This window comes from Sinorhizobium fredii NGR234 (assembly GCF_000018545.1).
GTDB lineage: Bacteria > Pseudomonadota > Alphaproteobacteria > Rhizobiales > Rhizobiaceae > Sinorhizobium > Sinorhizobium fredii_A.
In genome coordinates, this window is record NC_012586.1 from 969730 (window position 1) to 991659 (window position 21930).

Below are 21930 nucleotides of genomic sequence, written 5' to 3' on the forward strand. Positions count from 1 at the left end.
TGAGCGCGTATGCTCTTTTCAAAGCCTTCGTTGGTCCGAGTCATCACCGGGCCGCGTCAGAATGGCGGCATCTAGGTCCAGCATTTCACCCGCTGCGCTCAGGACGAAGTTGCCGATGGGCATTCGCAACTTGCCAGGAATTCGAAGTCGGGCGATTTGTTCGCCCGGGCGGACTGTTTTCGCGTGCTGGGTAACTACGAAGACACCGACGCCAGGTGAATCTATAGCCGCGCCGAGGACAAAGTAGGAAAGGCTCGCAGTTGTCTCGAGGCAGGTGAGACGATACTCCGGGCGTGGAGAAGTCTGGCGGACGGAGCGGCCAAGCGGGAACAATCGTTCGAGATCGCTTCCCTCGAAGTTCAAGACGCGTCTGCCGATAGCACGTAAGCGCCCGATTGGTACCGCCTGCCGACTAGCGGCTCGATTGCCTAATACCAACCTGCAAATTCCGAAGCAATCCGCCCCTTGATTCCGAAATGATCTCGCCCCTCAATTCCGAGAAATAGTCGCCCCCTGATTCCGAGATGATGCCGCCCCCTTCGGAAGGCGTCTGGCATGGGTGTTCTGCTGGTGTGAAGTTTCTTCCTTCGATTGTGACGAGGAAGGAACGGGATGCCTGCGGAGAGACTGGAGATGCGGCGTGTCCGCGAGATATTGAGATATCGCTTTGAGCAAGGGCTTGGGCACAAGTCGATTGCGGTGCGGGTTGGAGCTGCGCCATCGACGGTGCGCGAGACGCTGCGGCGTGCGGCCATTGCGGAGCTATCGTGGCCGTTGAGCGACGGTGTCAGCGATGCAGTCCTGGAGGCGGCGCTTTACAAGGCGGCCGGGACGAAGACGGGTCATCGTCGGAGCCCTGAGCCGGACTGGGCACATGTCCATCGCGAGCTGAAGCGCAAGCACATGACGCTGCAGATCCTCTGGGACGAATACATCAGCCGTTATCCGGACGGCTATCGCTACAGCCGGTACTGTGACCTTTACCGCGGCTGGGCGATGAAGCTGCCTGTGACGATGCGGCAGGATCACGCTGCCGGCGACAAGCTGTTCGTCGACTACGCCGGCGACACGGTCACGGTTGTCGTTGATAGGCGGTCGGGCAAGACACGGCAGGCGCATCTGTTCGTGGCGGTTCTGGGGGCATCGAGCCTTTCCTATGCGCAGGCGCGCTGGAGCGAGACGCTTCCCGACTGGATCGAATGCCATATCCTGGCGCTGGAGTTTTTTGGCGGTGCGCCAGCCTTGCTGGTTCCCGACAATGCCAAGGTGGCGATCATCAAGGCCTGCCACTTCGATCCCCAGGTCAACCGCACGTATTGCGGGATGGCTGCTCACTATGGGAGCGCGGTCCTGCCGACGCGGCCGCGACGCCCGCGCGACAAGGAGCGGACATCACGATGCACCTTGTTGGAGTGGTTGAGCGACAATTAATCTGGGTTGACGGCCACCATATCGACTGCCGGCGCCTTTTTCGAGTCTGACGTTGCCCGGCGGTTCGTACAAGTATCGATGGTTGCTGGCGTATCGATGACGCTTGAGAGTGCCTTTGCGCCCGAGTTGGTGAACGGTCGATTCGCATACGCCGAGCTGCTGGGCTACTTCCTCGCCGGTGAGCATGCCGCCCTCGCGCAGCCGTTCGTACCGGCTCTTCAAACCATAGGTGCGGCGCACGAGCATGACCTTCTTCGGCGTGAAGGGTTCGCCGCGCCAGTTGCGATGCCCGAGTTCGTTGAGACGAGCGGCGATCTGCCGGTCGTTGGTGGCCTCCAGCAGCTCGTTGATCAACGCCACGACCTGTGCCGGCGTCTTGCGTATCACCGACATAGGCCGAGGTCTGGCCACCGACAGGCTCTGCGTGCGCCCGCCGCGCCAACGGATGTTGATGTTGACCTCATCGTCGACGAGCAGCGTCACGTCTTCGATGAGAAGGCCGAGCATGCGCTTGCGTTCGACGGCACCGGTGCGCTCGTCGTTCCAGATGCGCGGGAAATCGGCGGTCAGCGCCCTGATGCGCTGCTGCGCTGGCTCGTCCAGCAGCGAGTGGTCGGCCTCGTTCTGGCGCTCGTGCTCGCGCTGGAGTGCGTCGAGGTCGCGCAGCCGTGCGTTCCAGTCGGCTTCCAGCGCGTCGGCGACCAGGCGGTTGTCCGGATCGACCTTCAGGTAGCGCCGGCGGGCCAGTTCAGCCTCATAGCGGGCGCGTTGCAGCTGCGTGCCGCGCAGCGCCGCGGCCTGCTCCACGCGCTGGGTGATCTCCTGCTGCACGGCAAGCGCGACATCGATCGCTGCCGGCGCCATTACCTCCAGCAGTAGCGCGCTCACCGCCTCGTCGACCGGAGCACCGCGCACCCATTGGCAGTGTTTGCCGGCGTGTCGCACGACGGCTTCGTTGCAGACGTAATATGGGCGCAGCCGCCCCTCGAACGGCTCGTAATGGACCCGCATGCGTGCACCGCAGCGGCCGCACAGCAGCCGTCCCTGCAACAGGCCGCTGCCCTGGCGGGGCATGCGTCCACGCAGGCCGGGTGAAAAACCGGTGGCGTTCTGTTCCAGGGCTGCCTGATTGCGTTCGTATTCGGCCCAGGAAATGTAGCCGTCGTGGGCGTCGGGAATCAGTACCTGCCAGTCGGATCTCGCCACGCGCAGTTGCACGGGCTTCAGCTTGGCATTGTAGGCGGTGCGCGTGCGTCCATAGGCGAAGGCGCCGGCATAGCGCGGGTTGTGCAAGATCTGGAGCACGCGGGAATGGTCGATCTCGTTCCACAGGACGTCGCCCTTGCCGATGCCGCGACGGATACGCCGCGGAAAGAGGATCTTCTCGCCCCGCAGGCGGCGCACGACGGCGCAGGCCGAGCCGGTCTGGCGGAAAGTATCGAACAGGAGCCGCACCGTGTCCTGGATCTGTCGGTCGGGATCGAGCACGACCCGCGCGTCAGGGGTGTAGACCAACCCGATCGGCAGCGGCATCTCGAGTTCGCCGCGGCGCGCCTTGTTGAGAATGCCGCCTTGCAGCCGCGACTTCAGGATGTGCAGTTCGGCCTCGCTCATCGTGCCCTTCAGGCCGAGCAGCATGCGGTCGTTGAAATAGGCCGGATCATAGACGCCGTCCTCGTCCATGATGAGCGTGCGCGACAAGGCGGCCAGCTCAAGGAGACGGTGCCAGTCGGCATTGTTGCGTGCCAGGCGCGACACTTCCAGCCCCAGCACGATCCCTGCATGTCCCATCGCCACTTCGCTCACCAGGTGCTGGAAGCCGTCGCGGTCCTGCGACTGCGCGCCGGAGAGGCCGAGGTCGCTATCGATGACGTGGACACGTTCGATCGGCCAGCCCAGCGCCACGGCGCGATCGCGCAGGGCGTATTGCCGCTTGGTGCTCTCGGTGTTCTCGAACACCTGACGAAGCGAGGACTGACGCACGTAGAGGAATGCATCACGCCGCAGATGGTCGGCGTCAACCTTTATGGCGATGTCAGTAGACATGGTTCCCTCGGGTCTCTGCTGCCAGCACCATGTTGGCGAGCATGTGCACGAGCTGGCGATCGTGCACTGCGACCGAAGCCGTAGGCCGTGATTCCAGCCGCCGATGCGTCGGCGGGGGAGGCTGCGCGATCAGCACCGCCAGCCCTTGCCAAAGGCCGTGGAAAACGATGGCGCCCATGTCCTTGGCGCAGGCCTGACCGCAAAGGACGGCGGTGCGCAGCGTCTCGTAGAAATCCTTGCAGCTGCGCGGTAGCACCGGGGTGCGTGCATGGGGCTCACCGTTTTTTTTTACGGGCGATCGCGCGTTCGATGCTGCGGGGATGGACACTGATGCCGAGCGTCGAATGCAGCAGTTCTGCCAGGGAGCGCGCCTGCAGCGGGGCGCCCGCATGCTGGTTCTGCTCGATGAGCTGCATGACCTCGTCGGTGAGTTTGTGGGCCGACTTTGGCCCTCGGGTGCGCGGCAGCAGGCCGGCAATGCCGTCGCGTTCGAACGCGGCCTCGGCCTGATAGTAGGTTGGCCGCGACAGACCGAAAAGCGCGGCGGCATCGGCCTTGTTGACGCCATCCTCCTGGACGTGACGCAGCATCTCGTACTTCACCTGCACGAGATCGAGAGGATCGAAGAAGGTGGACTCACGAAACCAGGGTGCACGGACGGCTTCGGGCCGCGCATTGAGTGCTCCGAGCTCGCGCAGTCGCTCACGTTTGGTCTCGTTGGGCATGGCATAACCTCTTCCTAGTGGTGTAAATCAAATTACGCCTCGATAGAGAACGTGTCAACCTAACGACGCCGGGCGATATGGCTGTTTATGCTGCATATAACTACAATGTAGAGGCAATTATCGCTGTGAGCGCCCGTATGATTCGGCATAATTAGATTTACATAATCGGCATAAATTGCCTGACACGCATTCAGCCGCCATGGCTGCGCTCGATTTGCTCGATCAATGCGGCTAGGGTTGCCAGATCATCTGGACGCACGAACGACCTACCGGCCGCGATCTGAATGAAAACATCGGGTGCAGCGACGTCCGTCCATGACGCAAGCAGCGAGCGAAGCCGCCCATCCGCGTCGTAGAACATGACGCGATCCTCGCCCCAGTTCTGCTTGCGTGTCGACAACACGAAGCGCTGGCCGCGCCACGGATGGAACGGGTGCGTGACCTCGAACTCTATACGCACTTGAGTGTCAGTACGAACTGCAGTCCTGGACTTGAAAGAAGGCGAAAGTGGAAGCTGCGGTTCGCATTGTCGAACGCTGGCTACTGGGCCGCCTGCGCCATCGCATCTTCTACAGCCTGGCCGAGGTCAATGCGGCGATCGGCGAATTGCTCCATGATCTCAACGATAAGCGGGTCCTGCGCCGCGTCGGTGCCACCCGCCGCCAACTGTTCGAAGAGCTTGATCGCCCAGCTTTGCGACCACTGCCTGTCGAACGCTATGTCTTTGCCGAATGGCGTATCCGGCGTGCCGGGCTGGATTATCACGTCGAGATCGAGCGGCACTATTATTCCGTTCCCTATCGCTTCGCCCGTGAGCAGGTCGAGGCTCGTATCACCGCCAATACGATCGAGATCTTCCACAAGGGCGAGCGTATTGCCGCCCATCGCCGCTCCAGCGGCAATGGCAAGCACACGACGATCCCTGATCATATGCCCTCGGCGCATCGCCGCTTTGCCGATTGGACGATCGAACGGATTCAACGCGAAGCCTCTGCCATGGGGCCGGATGTTGCGCTGTTGTGCGAGCGCATCCTTGCCGACAGGCCGCATCCCGAGCAGGGCTTCCGCGCTTGTCTCGGGATCATCCGCCTTAACAAGAGCTTTGGCCGCGACAGGGTCAATGCCGCTTGTAGCCGTGCGTTGGAGATCGGGGCCCGGACCTATGGCTCGGTGCGCTCCATCCTCGACAATCACCTTGACCGAACAGCTGCCTCAAATGGAGCGGCGTCGCATGAACCGATCCATCACGCCAACATCCGCGGACCCCGCTATTATCACTAAGGAGAACGAAAGATGCTTGCTCATCCAACACTGGATAAATTGAATGCCATGGGCCTGGCCGGCATGGCAAAGGCCTTCAGTGAACTCGTTGGCAACGGCGAAGCCGAACATCTCTCGCACGCCGAATGGCTCGGATTACTGCTCGAACGGGAATGGAGCTCCCGTTACGATCGCAAGCTTGCGGCACGCCTCCGGTTTGCCAAGCTTCGCCACCAGGCTACCCCGGAAGATGTCGATTATCGCGCCGAACGCGGCCTTGACCGCGCCCTCTTCATGAAACTGCTCGCTGGCGACTGGATCAACGCGCATGACAATCTGGCCATCTGCGGACCCTCAGGTGTCGGAAAGAGTTGGTTGGCTTGCGCTCTTGGCCACAAGGCTTGCCGCGACGATCGCTCAGTGCTCTATCAGCGTGTCCCGAGGCTGTTTGCTCAGCTTGCGCTCGCTCGTGGTGACGGCAGGTATGCCCGGCTGCAACGGACCTTGGGCCATGTTCAGCTCCTGATCCTCGATGATTGGGGACTCGAGCCGCTCAACGAACAGGCCCGTCACGATCTGCTCGAAATCCTCGAAGATCGCTACGGCCGTCGATCGACGATCATTACCAGCCAACTTCCCGTATCCGCATGGCACGGCGTCATCGGCGACCCAACCTATGCCGATGCCATACTCGACAGGTTGGTCCACAATGCTCACCGCATTGAACTGAGCGGCGAAAGCCTACGCCGAAATCTGCCGCGCAAAGCTTGACACCTCGCCTGAATGAACTGACAACAATCATCGCCTGCAGACCCCACTAAACAGGGGGCGAGATCATCCCGGAAACCGGGGGCGCAATCATCTCGGAACAAAGGGGCGGCTTCATCGGAATCGGCAACCAACCCTCATTGATCAGAACCCATGGGCCCATTGCCTGCGACCGATGGACATGATCTTCCAGGGTCGGTCCTGCAGTGTTCGCCATGCGTGACAGCAGTGGTCGACGATGTCCTGGTAGGATTTGAAGACGCGGTTTGAGAGCCAGTTTTCGCGCATGAACTGCCAAATGTTCTCGACGGGATTGAGTTCGGGCGATTTCGGCGGCAGGGGCAAAATGGTGATGTTCTCGGGAACCATCAGATTGTTGGACATATGCCACCCTGCCTGGTCCATGATCAGGATGGCGTGCGCACCGTCGGCGACGTTTCGCGATATCTCGATCAGATGCTGGTTCATGGCATGAGTGTCACACCAAGGCATCACCAGGGCTGCGGCCTTGCCTTGGCTGGGACAGATCGCGCCGAAGATGTAGGCCGAGCGGGTTCTCTGGTCGTGCGGCGCGGATGGCCTCGATCCACGCGTGGCCCAGCGACGTGTGATCTTGTTCTTCTGGCCTATGCGCGCCTCGTCCTGAAACCAAACTTCGATCATTTTACCCTTGGCGGGGCCAACGGCGATTTCTGCCACTGCGGCGGGGAAGTTTTTTTAAATGCCTCGGCCGCATCAGCATCCTGCGCATGATGCCTCGGCCGAGCGGAGAGTTTGCGGTAGCCCATCGAGCGTACTTCGCGACCCAAGGTCTGCTCGCTCACCGAGACACCGAATTCCGCCCACAGCCATCGGGCCAGGTCACACAGACGCCAGCGCACGACGCCATCGAGATAGGGTGTGGGGCCGCGCTCGATGGCTTGCGCCAAGGCCGCGCGTTGATCATCGTTCAACAGCGACGGCTTGCCTGGAGCCTTGCCGTTGATCAAACCGTCGGGACCGCGCGCGTTGAACCGCACCACCCAGTCACGCACGATCTGCACAGTGACGCTGCCGAGCCGAGCAGCATCCGCACGAGAGCCGCCATCATAAATCGACGCAAGCGCCAGAAAACGCCGCGCCTGGCTGGCATCTTTTGTCTGTCGGGCCAGTAGTCGCAGCCTGTTCCCATCAAAGTCCGATCGCAAAGAAATCGCTGAACCCATCGCAAACCTCCTGTTTGCGCCATCGATTCAGATTCGTCGGCTTTTGGGAATCTCAAGAGTCGGGATTATTGAGGCTTGGTATAAGACACGTCACTAACGACGTCGTTATCCCGCGATCGTCGCGAACCATGATCCTCGACTCCCCTTAGCTTTTTTGGCCGACATGTTCGCCTTGCCTTCAGGTTATGATAACCAGCCAATTTGCGCAAAGAAGCCGTGAAAAGTTCAATGAAATCAATAGGTGTTGGGCGGACCGGGTGGATAGCCGTACGGCGAATTTCTGATTTATCATGGCCGCTATCGACACTATGCCGATATGCGTGCCTCGGCAAAGTGGTCGGCTGCTTCTTGCAACACCTCTTCTGCCCACTGGTTGAGACTCTTTCCCGAAAGCTCAGCAGCAAGAGCTGCTCGGCGATGGACGTCGGGAGCGACACGAAACATGATCTTGCCTGAATAGGCTCTCTGAGACTCTTTGCCTATTTTCCTGCAGGTCTCGAGGTAATCATCAACTGCCTCATGGAAGGCCTTCTTGATTTCAGCGACACTGTCGCCCTGAAAACCGATTACATCGGAGATACCTGCAATCTTGCCGAAAAACACTTCGTTCTCGGCGTCGAATTCGATGCGAGCGTGATAGCCGTTGTAAGTCATAGTGTTCATGGCGTTACTCCAATCTGCATCAGGAACTCGCGAGCATCGCGCACCTGATAACGCTTTGCTTCCTTGTCTGGATGAGGTCGATGGAAGCTCGCAATGATGCCGTCTTTTTCGAATTTAAACCGGGAGCCGTTTCCTTCGATTGCGTTCGCGCCAGCAGCCACAAGCAGGTTCTCTATGGCGACCCATTCAATGGTTCCAGAAACCGGGTCCTTGAACACGGCCGCGAGGGTCTTTCTCTGCTTGCTGTTCACGCCAGCAAATAAGACGCTTGCTGATTATGCAAGCAGAGACTCGACGGTCTTTCTGTTGGTGCGACAGGCATGAAGCGGACCCGCTGAACCGTAAGCCTGTAAGAAGGCCAAATCGGGAGCGATCGGACCTTGGTCCAACGCGCGCCGCTAAAGGTCTGAGACAGGTTGCCCAATGGCTAGCGCGACACATAATTGTGGCGAATGCCGGAGTGCAATCGGAGCTATAGCGATGCCGGACCGTAAATGGAAAGATCGGCTTGCGGAACTGGGTTGGAGGGTCGCATCCGGCCCCGGAGCGACAGCGATTTACATCACAGCGGCCATGTTGATCGCTGCGCTTGCGAACGCGACGACCGGTATTCCGGCATATGTACTCGTTGCGGTCGCGGTTGTTCTGATGTTGCTCGTTGACCCACCGCTGAAGATTCGAAAGTTCCGACAGCAACAGCGCCGGCGGCATAATGGACTGCGGTCCCGGTCGGCCGGCCACGAGCCCGCAATGGGTCCCAGGGCAAAGGCTCGATAGTCGCTTCACGCCATTCGGTCCGGGCCTCAGTGGAAGGAAAATCGTTTGTCCAGCAACTTGTCGGCACGAAGGAGGCCAGATCCGATAGACTCGCACGTGGGGCAAAAAATCCGTATGCAGCGCCTCCTGTTGCACATGTCACAGACGGAACTGGCCAAAGCACTTGGCGTGACGTACCAGCAGGTGCAGAAATATGAAAACGGCCGCACCAGGGTCAGCGCGAGCCGGCTTCAAGCGATTGCGAATGTGCTCGAAGTACCGCTTACTTTCTTCTTTGAGAGCTCCGCGAGCGACCACAGCGACGACGCTGGGCTGGCCGCGAGCAGATCGACGGTAGAGTTTGTCTCAAGCCCGATGGGACTTGCTCTCAATCGGGCCTTTTCCCGTATCGCAGACGTGAGGGTAAGACGTTCGTTCCTCGGATTGGTGCAACGGCTTGCTGAGGATGATGGGACGCACGCAGGAAGCTTTGCTTCATCGCCGCCGGGTCAGTAGGGCGAGGAAAACGCCAAACGCCAGCGACAACATGATCCACAGGATCGTCCAATAGTCGGCGCTGCTCATCGGGGGGTACTTTCCACGGTTGTGGCGCTCCGTAGGAACGAGCCCCAGAGCTGACGAGGGATTCGTGGGCATGCTCTGGAGCCCCCCGTCCACCCACGCCGACTGGGGCGGCCAGCCGGCGTGATTCGCAGTGGCATTTAGCCGAGCTCCTCTCCACGAGCGGCAAGTCGCTCGTAGGTGTACTGGAGCGGAGAGGCACGAACGAGCCGACCCGAAGCCAGGCGCAACAGCGCCTTCAGGTGCTCCCTGCCTCCATAGCCGACGAGCGGCGCGAAGGGCGTCATCTTAGAGGAGTGGTCTGCCGGATAAAGGCGTGAGAACTCGACGAAGTTCGTAAAGCCCTCGTAGTTGCAGTCCTCCAGCAGACAGGTCTCAACCGGCGCTCCTTCGGCCAGCACCACCTCATGGGTGTCGAGCACGATGTGGAAATACTCGATGGTATCGCGGGCATCCGGAAGCGCCGGCGTGATCGAGGTTCCATTGACAAGGTCCGTGGCTCGGATGAGAACCCCATCAAGGTAGAGGGCATGGCCGGCGGAGAGGTAAAGGTCCTTATGTGGTCTCTGTCCGTCGATGGCCAAGCGGGCGATGCGAACCGGCACTACGTTCTTGTGCCACATTGGCCCGCTACGACGATAGACATGGCGACCGATCCATTTGATCGGCATGGCTGGGCCCCGCACCGTTGCGACCAGGTCGCCGATACGAAGCGCCTCGATTCTGACTTCGCCTGACGGCGTCATGATCGATGTACCGCGCAACAGGCACATCGGTCCGCCGCCGTTACCCCCTTTTCCATTTCCATTACCGTGGCCCTTGCCCGGGTTCGACCCTCCAATCTTCCACCAGGCCTTGCCTCCGGCCTTGGCCGGCGAGGAAAGGAATGTACCGGCAAGCGAACCCATTGCCGCCATTCTGGCGCCGATCGCTATAGTCAGGCCGAGGATGTGGCGCCTTGTCTCGTTGATCGGCGGGCCGCCTTTTTGGCTCGACATCGTGGCTTCTCCCAAGTTTTTTTGGTGCAGCCATTGTCCTTCTTTGCCCTACGGTAGGACAATTTCCCCTTTAGGTTATTACGTCTGTAGACGAATGGCGGCAGTACCGCTCAGACAGTAGCATGATGAACCTTCGAAGTAGGCGCTTAACCTTGACTGGCACCCTGCCGGGCACGCGAATTGCTGAGGATATTGCCCGGAACCTTCTTGCCGGCAAGGAGTTGCAAACAATCACTTTAAGCATGTGCTCTATGCGACCTCTACCCCCGAGGCACGGAGAGTCCGAACTGGCGGCCCCTGCGATAGTTCTTGCTCTCGCTATCGCGGCAACCGAATGGCTATATCAGCTCCGGCAATATGCGCGCCATCGAGAGGATGTGTGCTATGTGGAAGGCTATGTCATTCAGCGACAAAAGCCGAGTTGGATAGCTTGAAGAAACAGTTGGAGGAAGCACACACGACAGGCGGCCGACGGGACGATCGATGTGTTCTACGATCCCCGCCAGAACGCCGAGCACGCCGCCGACCTGCAGCGCTCGCATCGCCTGAAGGGAGAGATGGTATCGCTGATGCAGCGTGCCGAAGCCTAGCAGCGAGACATTTCTTTCGATCGGCGTTGTTGTAGTAGCTCGCCGCCTGCGTCACCGACTTGTGCAGCGACTGCTGCATCGCTTCGGAAAGGGAAACCGTGGTTGGCCGCCTCGGTCAGATAGCCGGACCTCAATCCATGCGCCGAAAATTTTTCGGCATCAAGCCCGGCCTGCTGGCAGCGGCGCTTCAAGACAAGGTTGACCGATTGGGGTGTCAGTGCCCGACGGTCGACGTTGCCCCACTGATCGATGCGCCGGAACAGCGGTCCGTCGTTGATTTGCGCCTCGGTCAGCCATTGCTTCAACACGGTGACCGGCCGGGCGATCAACAGCACATGCTCGTCGTCATCGGCGGTCGTCGTCTTGGGGCGGCCGAGACGGATCGACAGGCAGGCAGGGGAGTTCTTGTCGGCCCGATCGGCGCGCACCGGTTCCTCGTCGGTGAGATCCTCGACCCGAAGCCCGGCCACCTCGGAACGGCGCCGACCGCCGGCGGCAAAAGCCGTCAACAGCAGCGCCCGATCCCGGCGATCGACAATCGCCGGCACAGGCGTTAAGCAGCTCTACCAGAACGGCGACCGTCACCGCCTTCTTGCTCTTCCTCTGCCGTGGCCGGTTGCTCGCCTTGACCGCCAGTCGGAGTGCGCTCTTCAGCGACGGCGCGGCGAAGGCGCCGGTGAGACCGCGCCAGCGGGTGAGGATCGACCACGAGGTCAGCCGCCGCCGCACCGTGCCGGGCGCATGCGGGCCGGGCGGCCCTCAGCGGCCGCTCGGCGCGCAATCCGGCCGCGATATCTGCCGGCATGCCATGGGCCGGATCCTCGGCGCGTTTAGCCGGATCCCAGAGGTGATGCGCGACGAATTTCAGGAGCAGCGACTCCGGCGCGGGCCAAGGGGAGGGGGTGCTGGTCGCCAGCCGGCACCAGGCCTCGAGATATCCGAGGTCGGAGGCAAGCGCGCGGAGCGTATTGTCGCCCATGCCTTCGCTGGCGAGACGTTTCAAGGTTGCGACGTCTTCGTCGGTCAGCAGCGCGGCGAGCTGGTCGCGGCGGTCGAACGGCAGAATCGCATCGAGTGCGTCGAGCTCTTCGGCGCGGCGATGAACCGCTTGGCTGTCTGAACCCGCTACTCGGTGGTCGTCGATCATCGCTTCAGCCTCCGACGCTCTTGTGGGCATTTCGGAAAATCCGTGTATCCCGGAAAAGGGGAGTGTTGAAATGGCGTTGACCGTAACCGCTGCGGTGACCTCGAAGGGTTTCGGGGCCTACCACGATGCCGCCGTGCGCGAGCCGGTGATCATCACCAAGAATGGCCGGCCGCGCACCGTGCTGATCGCCTACGAGGACTATCTGCGGCTGTCGCGGCGTGGCCGTCGCGTCGAGGCGACGGCGGAGTTGGGCGGCGCCGATCTCGCCGCCGTCGACAAGTTCGAGGAGCCGGGCCTCGATCGTCTCAATGCCGAACGGCTGACGGACAAGCATGCTGCCGACTGAATTCTTCGATGATCATGCTGCTTGCGGCGGCTGCCGGGTGCAACGGATGTGATCTCATGCGGCCTGGATGTCCGTGCGCGAGAAATCATCGCCTTTATAGAGCAGCGGTTCGTTGCGTGTCCTGGCCAGCGCATAGGAGAAGCAGTCCCCATAGTTCAGACCGGCCGGATGGCGGCCTTTGCCGTAGCTGCGCCAGGCTCGCCTTGCCACCGCAATCTGTTCCGCGTCGACGGCGACGACTTCGACACCCGCCTTGTAGAGCCACAGATCGAGCTCTGCGGCACCTGCCTCGCCGAGGCGCGCCTCGATGACGATGGCGAGTTCAAGGACTGTGGCGGCGGAGATGAAGCGCCGTGGAGCGTCGACGACTTTTTGTTCGTAGGTTTCTGCTTCCGGCTCGTTGAATGCGATCGCGAGGATGGCGGAGGTGTCGATGACCATCAGTTGGGGAGCCCGTTCCCGTCATAGCCCAAAATCTCGTCGGCGGAGCGGTTGTCGGCAACCGGCAGCCTGGCCCAGCGTTTGCGGCTGGCGGCCAGTTCCTCGAGAAGGACATCGCGATTTCCGGCGTTTGCGAGACGCCGCAGCCGTTCCTCCAGTGCCCGGCGGGTCGCCATGGTAATGGTTTCACCGGTCTTCTCAGCCAGTGCCTTGGCCAGGCGTTCCGTCTCTAGATCTTTAATGCTGAGCGCCATTTGTGGTTCCTTGGTTCCTAATTCTCTATATTCTACCTTGTTTGGGCGTCGGCGCAAGCGGCTGGTCGTCGTATCTGGCCGAAACCGAGCTCTCGAGCGCAAGCGTGCGCCGGCTCGACTTGGCTCCGTTCGACTGTGATTTGGCGCGAACATGGTGATTTGCGACTCAAGAGCCATCACTATCGATACTGGGTCCGGAGAAGGCGTCTGGATAACGGAAATTGGGCTTTTACTTGCTGATTTCAAATGAAGCGCTAAGCTGAAAACCCAGCCCTAAATTTTGACCTAACGATTTCACGCCGGGAGCGGGGAAGGGGGCTCTCAAAGCCCGGATGCCTTGGTGAGATTGACCTGGAAACTGTCGCGCCGGCGCTGATATTTTGGGGTCATTTCCGCGCTAGCATGGCCGAGCTGCTTTTGCACCGTCGTTGACTTCTGTCGCCCTGACATCTCGTCAGATTGACAAATATGCTACTGAGTAGCAAATTGGGCTCAAAGGAGTTAAACCGATGAGTGTTAAATCGTCGATCTCGCTGACCGACCAGCAGGATGCGTTTGCCCGTTCGCTGGTGGAGAGCGGCCGGTATTCCAGCATGAGTTCTGTCCTTCAGCAGGGCCTAGAACTGCTTCGCCAAAAGACGGAAACAGAGACCGTCGAAACGGCAGCGCTTCGCGAATTGGTCCAGCGGCGATTGAACGGACCGATGATTTCTGCGACGGAAATGGAAAGCCGCGTCGCGGCAATGATTGAGCGGAAGCGACGGATTGTTCGTGTGGACTCTTGAATATTCTGAGGATGCCGAACGCGATTTCGAGTTGATCTTCGATCACCTGTTCGACGCCTATGTCGAACTCGGGGACTCGCCTGACGAGGCCGTGGAGCGTAGCGCTGAACGGATCCACAAATTGCGTGTCGAAATCGTTCGTCTCGTCGATACGCCTTATATCGGCACTCTGCGGCCGGATATTCATCCCGGGATCCGGTTTCTGCGGCGGGACAAGGCGGCTATTTGGTTTCTACCGGTGGAACACAGCCGCACAATCATTGTCGCGGCAATTTTCTACGGCGCGCAGGACCACATCAGAAATATGCTCGCACATATGCTGGCCGGATAAGGTCCCTACAGCCCCGAGGCCCTCGTCAGATCGACCCTAAATCGTCGGCCGTGAAGAACTCGGAAGCCGCTGATTAAACATAGGAATCGAGGGATCTGCAGTTCTTCTATTTGCAGGAAACAGCCGCCGAACGGGCTGTTTCCTTGCAAAATCAGTTTGAGGTTTGCCTGGTTGGCGAAGCGTGATTCACTGGGTTTATCGCGGTGAATCGGAGAGCCAGGAATGGGTAAACCACGCGAACGGCGCCAAACGGGTGAACAGGATTTATTCCGATCCCGGCTCGACCAGATCATCAATATGAAGCACGAACTGGTGCGTCTGGCGCAGGCTATTGACTGGCCGGTGTTGGAAGCCCGCTTTGGGACGGTCTATTCGGACGGAGCGGGCATGCCGCCATTGCCGACACGGCTGATGGCGGGGCTGGCCATTCTGAAGCATACGTTCAACCTGTCGGACGAGGCGCTGTGCGAGCGCTGGGTGGAGAACCCCTATTTTCAGTACCTGTGCGGCGAGGAGTTCTTTCGGCACGAACTATCGTTCGACCGCTCCTCGATGACGCGCTGGCGGCAGCGCATGGGCGAGGAACGGATCGGCGCGCTCTTGCAGGAGAGCCTGGCCGTGGCAGTCAAGACAGGCGCGATGAAGCCGCAGGATACGCGGCAGGTGATCGTCGACACGACCGTTCAACCGAAGAACGTCATGTTCCCGACGGATGCCAAGCTTATTCACCGGGCGCGCGAACGGCTGGTGCGGCTGGCGAAGAAAATGGGGCTCGACCTGCGCCAGACCTATATTCGGGTCGGTAAATTCGCCCTGATCCAGCACCAGCGCTACGCTCATGCGAAGCAATTCAAACGGGCCGGCAAGGCGCTGCGCAAGTTGAAGACCTATCTCGGCCGGACCGTTCGCGACATCGAGCGTCAGATCGCCGGCGACGAACAACTCGACGCGATCTTCAAATGGTCGCTCTATCAGGCAAAAACGGTCATCGCGCAGCGGCAACGTCAGCGTGGCCGCAAGATCTACAGCCTGCATGCCGACGAAGTCGAGTGCATTGGTAAAGGCAAGGCGCACAAGCCCTATGAGTTCGGCGTGAAGGTGTCCGTGGCCACAACACTGAACCGTTCAAAGGGCGGGCAGTTCGCCCTGCACGCGACGGCGCTGCCCGGCAATCCCTACGACGGCCACACGCTCGCGACCGTCATTCCGGATATGGAAAAGATGATCGGCAACGAGCTCTCCCGCATTCTCGCCGATGCTGGATACCGCGGCCATAATGCTCCCGAAAGTCACAAGCTGAGGGTCTTCACCAGCAGCCAGAAGCGCCGCCTCACGCCCGCCATCAAACGCCAGATGCGACGACGATCGGCGGTCGAACCCGTCATTGGACACCTCAAGAGCGAACACAGAATGGACCGGAATTATCTCGCTGGCGAACAGGGGGATGCCGTCAATGCCGTTCTGGCCGCCGCCGGATACAACTTCTCCCTCCTGCTGCGATGGTTCAGGCAACTTTTGTGTCTGTTCGCCGCACTACTCCTCACGTTCCAGAGCCGACCAACGCCGCAGCAAACTGCCTGAAAGCGAGTTCTTCACGATCGACTCAATCGGTCGCGTCGGCGCTGGTATTTGCGGGTCATTTCGGCGCTAGCATTGCCGAGCTGCTTCTGCACATGACGCTCATCGACTTCGGCCGAGGAGGCCAGGCCGGCGCGCAGCGAATGACCGGAGAATTTGGCCGCCCGCTCGACTTCGCTTCCGCGGACTTGACGAGGCGGGCGACCGCCTTGTCATTGAGGCGGTCCGGCCCAACGTCTTTGCTGCTTTCGGTGACGCAGCGGAAGAGGGGCCCCTTGAAGCTCGCCGAGGGTGAGCGCACTCAGGAACACGCTCGACGGGTCAACGGAGCGCAGCCAGGAAACAGCCTGTCGCGTGCCACGCCGCGCCTCCGAAACGATGTTGGTGTCGACCAGATACATCAGAAGTTCACATCCCGGCCGGGGCTTTTAGCGCGCGTTTCGACCACATCGGCGAACGCTTCATCCCAGGCTGGTCCCCTGAGGAGATCATCGACCAGGCCGGCCAGCGCGCAGCGCGTCGTAGTCGTGGGCTGAGAGCGCGATGGCCGTGCGCCCGCCGCGCACGGTGACGACCTGCGGTCCCTCGAAGCGCGCCTTCTGCACGACTTTCGAAAATTGATTTTTAGCATCCTGCAATTGCCATTATTTACCCCGACAAAGCGGCCCTCTATCGGAAAGTCGGCCGAGAAGCTGGCATCGAGCAGGCGTTGACCGAGTTCTCCGTCATGGTGCGATACATGAGATCGATCTGTTTCATGTCGGTCCCATTGTACTAACTCCACAATTTTTAGTACAACGCACCTATCCCTCAATAATCGGCCCTTTTTGGATCGGGAAATGGCAGTTGGAGCGCTGTACTAAATTCGCAAATTTAGTGCAGCGCTGACACCGCTTTTCAAGAGCAATCTTCACAAACGCCTGCATTTGCGGGTTTTTGGGGAGGCGAGGGGAGGGCTGGGAACCTCCGAGCGGAGCAGCTTGGGGGCAGTCGGTCCCGGGTTTCCCCTTCGGGCGGCGCTCACGCTAACCCTCCTGCGGCTGCCCTTTTAACCGGTCAAGCTGCGCGCGAACGGGCTTCGGCGCTAAAGCGCCTGCGCCTGGTACGCTCTTTTTAGTGGGCGCTCACTACCCCAAAAATTATCGTGTCGAGGTCACCTTCCCCCGTGAGTGCGACAATTGGTCGACTTCGTTTGCTGCCCTGATTAGCCCTGCAATGAAATTGGTCTTCAGGATCACTGGATTGATCCCTGTTCGCATTCCCCCACGTGAGATGGCAGCGCATCCTTCCGCCGTTCGGTGAGATTGGGACCGGGACTTCGAAGGAGAGCGATTGTGGCTTGTAAACGCGCGCTCGGCAGCCGGTCGCACCTGCAGCCGAATTGGCATCGGAGAAGACATCGCGCACCTCTTTCCAGATATGCGCCGGCAGGGGCGGTATCCTCGCTTGGCATCCCGCCGCGTTGGCAGCGGGTTACCGAGCATTTTCATCGCTTGCCGATTTCTCTCGTTTTGTTTGCTCAACAATCCGCCGTTGAAGCCCTCGACTACGGCGTCGATCGTGAAGAACTCGCTTTCAGGCAGTTTGCTGCGGCGTTGGTCGGCTCTGGAACGTGAGGAGTAGTGCGGCGAACAGACACAAAAGTTGCCTGAACCATCGCAGCAGGAGGGAGAAGTTGTATCCGGCGGCGGCCAGAACGGCATTGACGGCATCCCCCTGTTCGCCAGCGAGATAATTCCGGTCCATTCTGTGTTCGCTCTTGAGGTGTCCAATGACGGGTTCGACCGCCGATCGTCGTCGCATCTGGCGTTTGATGGCGGGCGTGAGGCGGCGCTTCTGGCTGCTGGTGAAGACCCTTAGCTTGTGACTTTCGGGAGCATTATGGCCGCGGTATCCAGCATCGGCGAGAATGCGGGAGAGCTCGTTGCCGATCATCTTTTCCATATCCGGAATGACGGTCGCGAGCGTGTGGCCGTCGTAGGGATTGCCGGGCAGCGCCGTCGCGTGCAGGGCGAACTGCCCGCCCTTTGAACGGTTCAGTGTTGTGGCCACGGACACCTTCACGCCGAACTCATAGGGCTTGTGCGCCTTGCCTTTACCAATGCACTCGACTTCGTCGGCATGCAGGCTGTAGATCTTGCGGCCACGCTGACGTTGCCGCTGCGCGATGACCGTTTTTGCCTGATAGAGCGACCATTTGAAGATCGCGTCGAGTTGTTCGTCGCCGGCGATCTGACGCTCGATGTCGCGAACGGTCCGGCCGAGATAGGTCTTCAACTTGCGCAGCGCCTTGCCGGCCCGTTTGAATTGCTTCGCATGAGCGTAGCGCTGGTGCTGGATCAGGGCGAATTTACCGACCCGAATATAGGTCTGGCGCAGGTCGAGCCCCATTTTCTTCGCCAGCCGCACCAGCCGTTCGCGCGCCCGGTGAATAAGCTTGGCATCCGTCGGGAACATGACGTTCTTCGGTTGAACGGTCGTGTCGACGATCACCTGCCGCGTATCCTGCGGCTTCATCGCGCCTGTCTTGACTGCCACGGCCAGGCTCTCCTGCAAGAGCGCGCCGATCCGTTCCTCGCCCATGCGCTGCCGCCAGCGCGTCATCGAGGAGCGGTCGAACGATAGTTCGTGCCGAAAGAACTCCTCGCCGCACAGGTACTGAAAATAGGGGTTCTCCACCCAGCGCTCGCACAGCGCCTCGTCCGACAGGTTGAACGTATGCTTCAGAATGGCCAGCCCCGCCATCAGCCGTGTCGGCAATGGCGGCATGCCCGCTCCGTCCGAATAGACCGTCCCAAAGCGGGCTTCCAACACCGGCCAGTCAATAGCCTGCGCCAGACGCACCAGTTCGTGCTTCATATTGATGATCTGGTCGAGCCGGGATCGGAATAAATCCTGTTCACCCGTTTGGCGCCGTTCGCGTGGTTTACCCATTCCTGGCTCTCCGATTCACCGCGATAAACCCGGTGAATCACGCTTCGCCAACCAGGCAAACCTCAAACTGATTTTGCAAGGAAACAGCCCGTTCGGCGGCTGTTTCCTGCAAATAGAAGAACTGCAGATCCCTCGATTCCTATGTTTAATCAGCGGCTTCCGAGTTCTTCACGGCCGACTACGGCAATTTCCGAAAGGCAGCAATGGGCACGGCGCGCAGCTCATGGTGCACTTGGCGCCCGTTGAACGTAGTCGGGCTTAAGATTGCTGAAGATATGCAGCCAGAACGTGAATTCGCCCTCGCGTTTTTCGACCCATGCTTCAATCGCGCGATGCGCCGCGGCGGTCTTTGCGTCGCAGCTATAGACCTCCATCGCAAGTTCCACCGCCGTCGCGGCCGCGACGTCATCTTTCTCGACCGTCTCGTTCGACGGGTGAGGGGGCACCTTCGTTAGCTTCGACATGAGGACTCTCCTTCAAGAGTCCGGCGCAGAGGATGTGGCCGGACGCTCTCATAGCGATGATTTGAATCGCATCGTCCGGAAGCACAGGTCCGCTCATGTCGGCGGAGTTGAACGCTAATTGATTTCCCGCGGAAGGGGAAGATCGTTTTTTCGGCGCGAGATTGCGGTCCAGGCTCGTGCGTCGCAGCCGGAAAAGCCCCTTGACCGTGTGTCTTCCGATTAGACCCCGCCGGGCCGATCAGCATGCGCTGTCTCGAAGGAGCCGGTCAGAGCTTCAAACACTGTCCGGGCAATGAAGTCGGTTGCTGCTGCTCGCGGCGCGGCGTCTTCCTGAGCGAAATCGCCGAGTACCCTCTCCGGAACAGTCAGGATGGCATCGACGGTCCGGTCGACCAGATCTTCGAGGGTTACTTCATTCTGGTCCCGGCGAAACAGCAGGTGGGGCCGCGTACGCAACAACAGGTGCACCGCAATTGCCCTCACTGTCCTCTTTCGGTCGACGAGGAGCAGACCTCGCAAATCGTCGTCGACCTCCATCAACGGAACCTGAAACACAGCCGGGCTCTGATCGTTGCCCAATCGTCTGCCTCCAACTTCTTTCCGCTTGCCAGCAAGGCCATATATCGATCGACGCACTGACCCTTCCTCGGATCCGCGAGGAGCTTGGGAATTAAGCCTTCCATGCGGCTAATAAAGTCACTTGTAACAAAGACTTTGATTCGTCTAACGCTCGCTCGGCTCGCTGTTGGAGTCCGGCTGAAAGCTTCGAAGCTTCTCCAGGATCTGCGGCGCTATATCGAATTGGCGAGCCTTGCCGCGTCCCATCGAATTCTTCACGAACTTCTCTGTCAATAGCCCGCGCCGAACCAGGGGATCAATCGTTTCCGTCACGCCGGTGCGGGTCAGGCCGGTAAGTTCAACGATATTTGAAAGGGTTAGCTGCTGGTGTCCCTGGTGCATGATGTAGAGCACACTCATCATGCCGATCTGCTTAAGGCGCGACTGGGGTGTCTCGTCCTCCTGTGGATTGTCGACGATTTCGTGAAAGATGAAAGCCGAGAAGGCGAGGCTGTGCCACTGCAAATTGAGAGCTCTTGTCATTTTTTTAACTGCGTTATATAAGGCTGTATATCGGCTGAAACAATCGAACGGCGCTGGGACTTGGGGCGGCGCTCGCGGGGACTTTCTCCATGAAGAACCTATTGATCAGGACATTCCTTTCGACGATTGGCGCTTCGTCAGCTTACCTCGTTTCAGACGGTATTGCGCGGGCGGATGATTGGGGATGCGAGGTTATCCTGTGCCTTTCAAACCCGGGCGGAGCGACGCAGTATGCGCCATGCCGGCCCCCGATCCAACGACTTTGGCGCGAGCTTGCAAGGGGGCATGGCCTTCCGACCTGCAACGGCGTCGGCTTCAGCGCTTCCCGGCCGCGATATGAACCCTACGCCTGTGGTGAAGGTTTCAGGCTGACGACCAGAACCAGTGACCGCGGTGCCGAGGCAAGCTGCGTCTCGACGACGCCCCAGACTGTCGCAAACAGTGAATGCGACTACGATCAGGACGGCGGCCCGCTTTCGCCCCGCTGGTACCACCTGGGCGGCCAACGACAATGCCGGCGCTACGTGACCCGACGACCCAGCGTCCGCTCGAAGCCTCATCATGTCGATCTGACCATAGATGGGATCGGCACTCAGAGGGTGTGGTACTGATGGCCGCCGACTTTGTCGAACTTGCTGAAAAGTGCGCTCCGGAGATTGGGCTCGAAACACTTGCCGCAGTTGTCAGTCTGGAAAGCGGTTTTCACCCTTTCGCAATCCGGATCAACAGCGGGGCGCCGCTTGGTGAACAGCCTGCAACCAAGGCAGAAGCGATCGAAGCCGCAACAGCCCTTGTAGCCGCGCAGCAAGACGTCCAGCTCGGTCTTGGCGCTATCGGGTCGAGCGAACTCGCAAGGCTTCGTCTCACTCTCGCCGACGCCTTCGATCCATGCCTGAACCTCAAGGCAACCGCGACATTGCTGACCGGCTACTACAGGCAGGCCATTCGTGCCGGGAGGGCGTCGCAAGAAGCGGACCGCGTGATGCTGCAGGCCTTTTTCGGGCGGGGCGATGCTTCGGTCGGCGCGATCGTCAGATACGACGAACAGGTCCGCCGTGAAGTCGAAAGGCTTTCCGGCAAACTGACCTCCGCGGACGCAACACCCGTAGAAGATGCCGTCGTCCTCCCGAAGCCTGCAGACGAGCGGCCGTGGAATGTCTTTGCCTCAGGGCGGAGCGTGTCCGTTCTTGTCTTTCGAAATGATGAAGAGGAGCAACACCGATGAGTTCTGTGACGACCGCCCGTTCCATTGCAAGCGTCGCCTTGGCGGCAGCCATCGTTTCTGTCGCCATGGTCCAACCAGCCTTTGCGCAGGCGACCGGCGGGATTGAAAGCGTCCTGCAGAACATCGTCGATATGCTGACCGGCAATGTCGCCAAGCTTCTCGCGACGATCGCCGTCATCATCGTCGGTATCGCCTGGATGTTCGGATATCTCGACTTGCGCAAGACCGCTTACGTCGTCCTCGGCATCGGCATCATCTTCGGCGCCTCCGAGATTGTCAGCACGATCTCGGGTGCTTGAC

At 60.1% G+C, this 21930-nt stretch carries 23 protein-coding genes and 7 pseudogenes; 12 read left to right on the forward strand and 18 right to left on the reverse strand.

All coding sequences use genetic code 11. The features are described from left to right. Positions 1-633: 633 nt before the first annotated feature. Positions 634-1419, forward strand: a pseudogene (gene istA / locus NGR_RS04735) (IS21 family transposase); the annotation flags it as partial. On the opposite strand, the gene NGR_RS04740 reads toward istA, so the two are convergent. From NGR_RS04740 to NGR_RS04755, 4 genes are all read right to left on the reverse strand, one after another. Next, positions 1393-3477: a recombinase family protein gene (locus NGR_RS04740; RefSeq protein ID WP_010875070.1), complete on the reverse strand. Its 2085-nt coding sequence runs from the start codon at positions 3475-3477 to the stop codon at positions 1393-1395. The pseudogene istA and the gene NGR_RS04740 sit on opposite strands and share 27 nt — an antisense overlap. Then, complete coding sequence (locus tag NGR_RS32960; RefSeq protein WP_010875069.1) at positions 3467-3733, reverse strand: transposase; 267 nt, start codon at positions 3731-3733, stop codon at positions 3467-3469. The genes NGR_RS04740 and NGR_RS32960 overlap by 11 nt, the downstream gene beginning before the upstream one ends. Positions 3734-3752: 19 nt before the next feature. Next, a complete protein-coding gene (locus NGR_RS32965) occupies positions 3753-4202 on the reverse strand; it encodes a helix-turn-helix domain-containing protein (protein WP_010875068.1) in 450 nt (149 codons plus the stop codon). Between the two features lie 190 nt (positions 4203-4392). Continuing rightward, the gene (locus tag NGR_RS04755; protein ID WP_010875067.1) at positions 4393-4662 is read right to left on the reverse strand and encodes a DUF5372 family protein; all 270 of its coding nucleotides are present in this window, start codon (positions 4660-4662) and stop codon (positions 4393-4395) included. A 38-nt stretch (positions 4663-4700) separates the two neighbouring features. Between NGR_RS04755 and NGR_RS04760 the strand changes: the two are divergent. Continuing rightward, positions 4701-5483 (forward strand): annotated as a pseudogene (locus NGR_RS04760) (Mu transposase domain-containing protein); the annotation flags it as partial. Positions 5484-5495: 12 nt separating this feature from the next. Then, complete coding sequence (gene istB / locus NGR_RS04765) at positions 5496-6233, forward strand: IS21-like element helper ATPase IstB (protein ID WP_015887098.1); 738 nt, start codon at positions 5496-5498, stop codon at positions 6231-6233. 141 nt (positions 6234-6374) lie between these two features. On the opposite strand, the gene NGR_RS04770 is transcribed toward istB, so the two are convergent. From NGR_RS04770 to NGR_RS04780, 3 genes are all read right to left on the reverse strand, one after another. Next, positions 6375-7435, reverse strand: a protein-coding gene (locus NGR_RS04770) for an IS630 family transposase (RefSeq protein WP_164923881.1) whose coding sequence is annotated in 2 segments (ribosomal slippage) — positions 6375-6943 and positions 6943-7435 — 1062 coding nt in all. Because the reading frame shifts where the segments join, the coding sequence is not laid out codon by codon here. Between the two features lie 306 nt (positions 7436-7741). Then, positions 7742-8098 carry a type II toxin-antitoxin system HicB family antitoxin gene (locus tag NGR_RS04775; protein WP_015887101.1) on the reverse strand — a complete coding sequence of 119 codons (357 nt, stop codon included), beginning with the start codon at positions 8096-8098 and terminating at the stop codon, positions 7742-7744. Beyond that, positions 8095-8349, reverse strand: a complete 255-nt coding sequence (locus NGR_RS04780) for a type II toxin-antitoxin system HicA family toxin (protein ID WP_015887102.1) — start codon at positions 8347-8349, stop codon at positions 8095-8097. Before NGR_RS04780 ends, NGR_RS04775 begins: the two co-directional genes overlap by 4 nt. Before the next feature lie 571 nt (positions 8350-8920). Here NGR_RS04780 and NGR_RS04785 point away from each other — a divergent pair. Then, a complete protein-coding gene (locus tag NGR_RS04785; RefSeq protein WP_015887103.1) occupies positions 8921-9370 on the forward strand; it encodes a helix-turn-helix domain-containing protein in 450 nt (149 codons plus the stop codon). Between the two features lie 206 nt (positions 9371-9576). Here the strand turns inward: NGR_RS04785 and NGR_RS04790 are convergent, their stop codons facing one another. Then, positions 9577-10434 (reverse strand): Hint domain-containing protein, encoded by an 858-nt coding sequence (locus NGR_RS04790; protein ID WP_015887105.1) that lies wholly within the window; start codon positions 10432-10434, stop codon positions 9577-9579. Positions 10435-10789: 355 nt separating this feature from the next. Here NGR_RS04790 and NGR_RS33650 point away from each other — a divergent pair. Continuing rightward, a pseudogene (locus NGR_RS33650) lies at positions 10790-11021 on the forward strand (hypothetical protein); the annotation flags it as partial. On the opposite strand, the pseudogene NGR_RS04800 reads toward NGR_RS33650, so the two are convergent. Further along, positions 11017-12171, reverse strand: a pseudogene (locus NGR_RS04800) (tyrosine-type recombinase/integrase); the annotation flags it as partial. The pseudogenes NGR_RS33650 and NGR_RS04800 sit on opposite strands and share 5 nt — an antisense overlap. Positions 12172-12241: 70 nt before the next feature. Here NGR_RS04800 and NGR_RS04805 point away from each other — a divergent pair. Then, positions 12242-12517: a type II toxin-antitoxin system prevent-host-death family antitoxin gene (locus tag NGR_RS04805; RefSeq protein WP_015887109.1), complete on the forward strand. Its 276-nt coding sequence runs from the start codon at positions 12242-12244 to the stop codon at positions 12515-12517. Positions 12518-12571: 54 nt separating this feature from the next. On the opposite strand, the gene NGR_RS04810 is transcribed toward NGR_RS04805, so the two are convergent. The 3 genes and pseudogenes from NGR_RS04810 to NGR_RS32970 all read right to left on the reverse strand — a co-directional run. Next, positions 12572-12958, reverse strand: coding sequence for a type II toxin-antitoxin system VapC family toxin (locus NGR_RS04810; protein WP_015887110.1), 387 nt, complete (start codon positions 12956-12958; stop codon positions 12572-12574). After that, on the reverse strand, positions 12958-13212 hold the full coding sequence (locus tag NGR_RS04815) for a type II toxin-antitoxin system VapB family antitoxin (protein WP_015887111.1): 255 nt from the start codon (positions 13210-13212) through the stop codon (positions 12958-12960). The genes NGR_RS04810 and NGR_RS04815 overlap by 1 nt, the downstream gene beginning before the upstream one ends. Positions 13213-13533: 321 nt before the next feature. Beyond that, a pseudogene (locus NGR_RS32970) lies at positions 13534-13635 on the reverse strand (integrase); the annotation flags it as partial. 86 nt (positions 13636-13721) lie between these two features. On the opposite strand from NGR_RS32970, the gene NGR_RS04825 reads away from it, so the two are divergent. From NGR_RS04825 to NGR_RS04835, 3 genes are all read left to right on the forward strand, one after another. After that, positions 13722-13997 carry a type II toxin-antitoxin system ParD family antitoxin gene (locus NGR_RS04825; RefSeq protein ID WP_015887113.1) on the forward strand — a complete coding sequence of 92 codons (276 nt, stop codon included), beginning with the start codon at positions 13722-13724 and terminating at the stop codon, positions 13995-13997. Then, positions 13978-14328: a type II toxin-antitoxin system RelE/ParE family toxin gene (locus NGR_RS04830; protein ID WP_193377875.1), complete on the forward strand. Its 351-nt coding sequence runs from the start codon at positions 13978-13980 to the stop codon at positions 14326-14328. The genes NGR_RS04825 and NGR_RS04830 overlap by 20 nt, the downstream gene beginning before the upstream one ends. A gap of 222 nt (positions 14329-14550) precedes the next feature. Further along, positions 14551-15909 carry an IS5-like element ISRsp18 family transposase gene (locus NGR_RS04835; protein ID WP_015887115.1) on the forward strand — a complete coding sequence of 453 codons (1359 nt, stop codon included), beginning with the start codon at positions 14551-14553 and terminating at the stop codon, positions 15907-15909. 11 nt (positions 15910-15920) lie between these two features. Here NGR_RS04835 and NGR_RS32975 read toward each other — a convergent pair. The 6 genes and pseudogenes from NGR_RS32975 to NGR_RS04865 form a co-directional block, all read right to left on the reverse strand. Next, positions 15921-16180: pseudogene (locus tag NGR_RS32975) on the reverse strand (tyrosine-type recombinase/integrase); the annotation flags it as partial. A gap of 126 nt (positions 16181-16306) precedes the next feature. After that, a pseudogene (locus tag NGR_RS04845) lies at positions 16307-16544 on the reverse strand (type II toxin-antitoxin system prevent-host-death family antitoxin). Positions 16545-17481: 937 nt separating this feature from the next. Continuing rightward, entirely contained in the window at positions 17482-18840 is a 1359-nt protein-coding gene (locus NGR_RS04850; RefSeq protein ID WP_015887115.1) for an IS5-like element ISRsp18 family transposase, read from the reverse strand. Positions 18841-19061: 221 nt separating this feature from the next. Beyond that, positions 19062-19304 (reverse strand): hypothetical protein, encoded by a 243-nt coding sequence (locus tag NGR_RS04855; RefSeq protein WP_015887120.1) that lies wholly within the window; start codon positions 19302-19304, stop codon positions 19062-19064. 219 nt (positions 19305-19523) lie between these two features. Next, complete coding sequence (locus NGR_RS04860) at positions 19524-19883, reverse strand: hypothetical protein (RefSeq protein ID WP_015887121.1); 360 nt, start codon at positions 19881-19883, stop codon at positions 19524-19526. Positions 19884-20027: 144 nt separating this feature from the next. Continuing rightward, positions 20028-20405, reverse strand: a complete 378-nt coding sequence (locus NGR_RS04865) for a MarR family transcriptional regulator (RefSeq protein ID WP_015887122.1) — start codon at positions 20403-20405, stop codon at positions 20028-20030. Positions 20406-20494: 89 nt separating this feature from the next. Between NGR_RS04865 and NGR_RS32980 the strand changes: the two genes are divergently transcribed. The 3 genes from NGR_RS32980 to NGR_RS04875 are packed head-to-tail and all read left to right on the forward strand — an operon-like array spanning position 20495 to position 21929. Further along, a complete protein-coding gene (locus tag NGR_RS32980; protein ID WP_015887123.1) occupies positions 20495-21016 on the forward strand; it encodes a hypothetical protein in 522 nt (173 codons plus the stop codon). Continuing rightward, positions 21016-21630, forward strand: coding sequence for a transglycosylase SLT domain-containing protein (locus NGR_RS04870; RefSeq protein ID WP_015887124.1), 615 nt, complete (start codon positions 21016-21018; stop codon positions 21628-21630). Before NGR_RS32980 ends, NGR_RS04870 begins: the two co-directional genes overlap by 1 nt. Continuing rightward, positions 21627-21929, forward strand: a complete 303-nt coding sequence (locus NGR_RS04875; RefSeq protein WP_015887125.1) for a TrbC/VirB2 family protein — start codon at positions 21627-21629, stop codon at positions 21927-21929. The genes NGR_RS04870 and NGR_RS04875 overlap by 4 nt, the downstream gene beginning before the upstream one ends. Position 21930 lies beyond the last annotated feature (1 nt).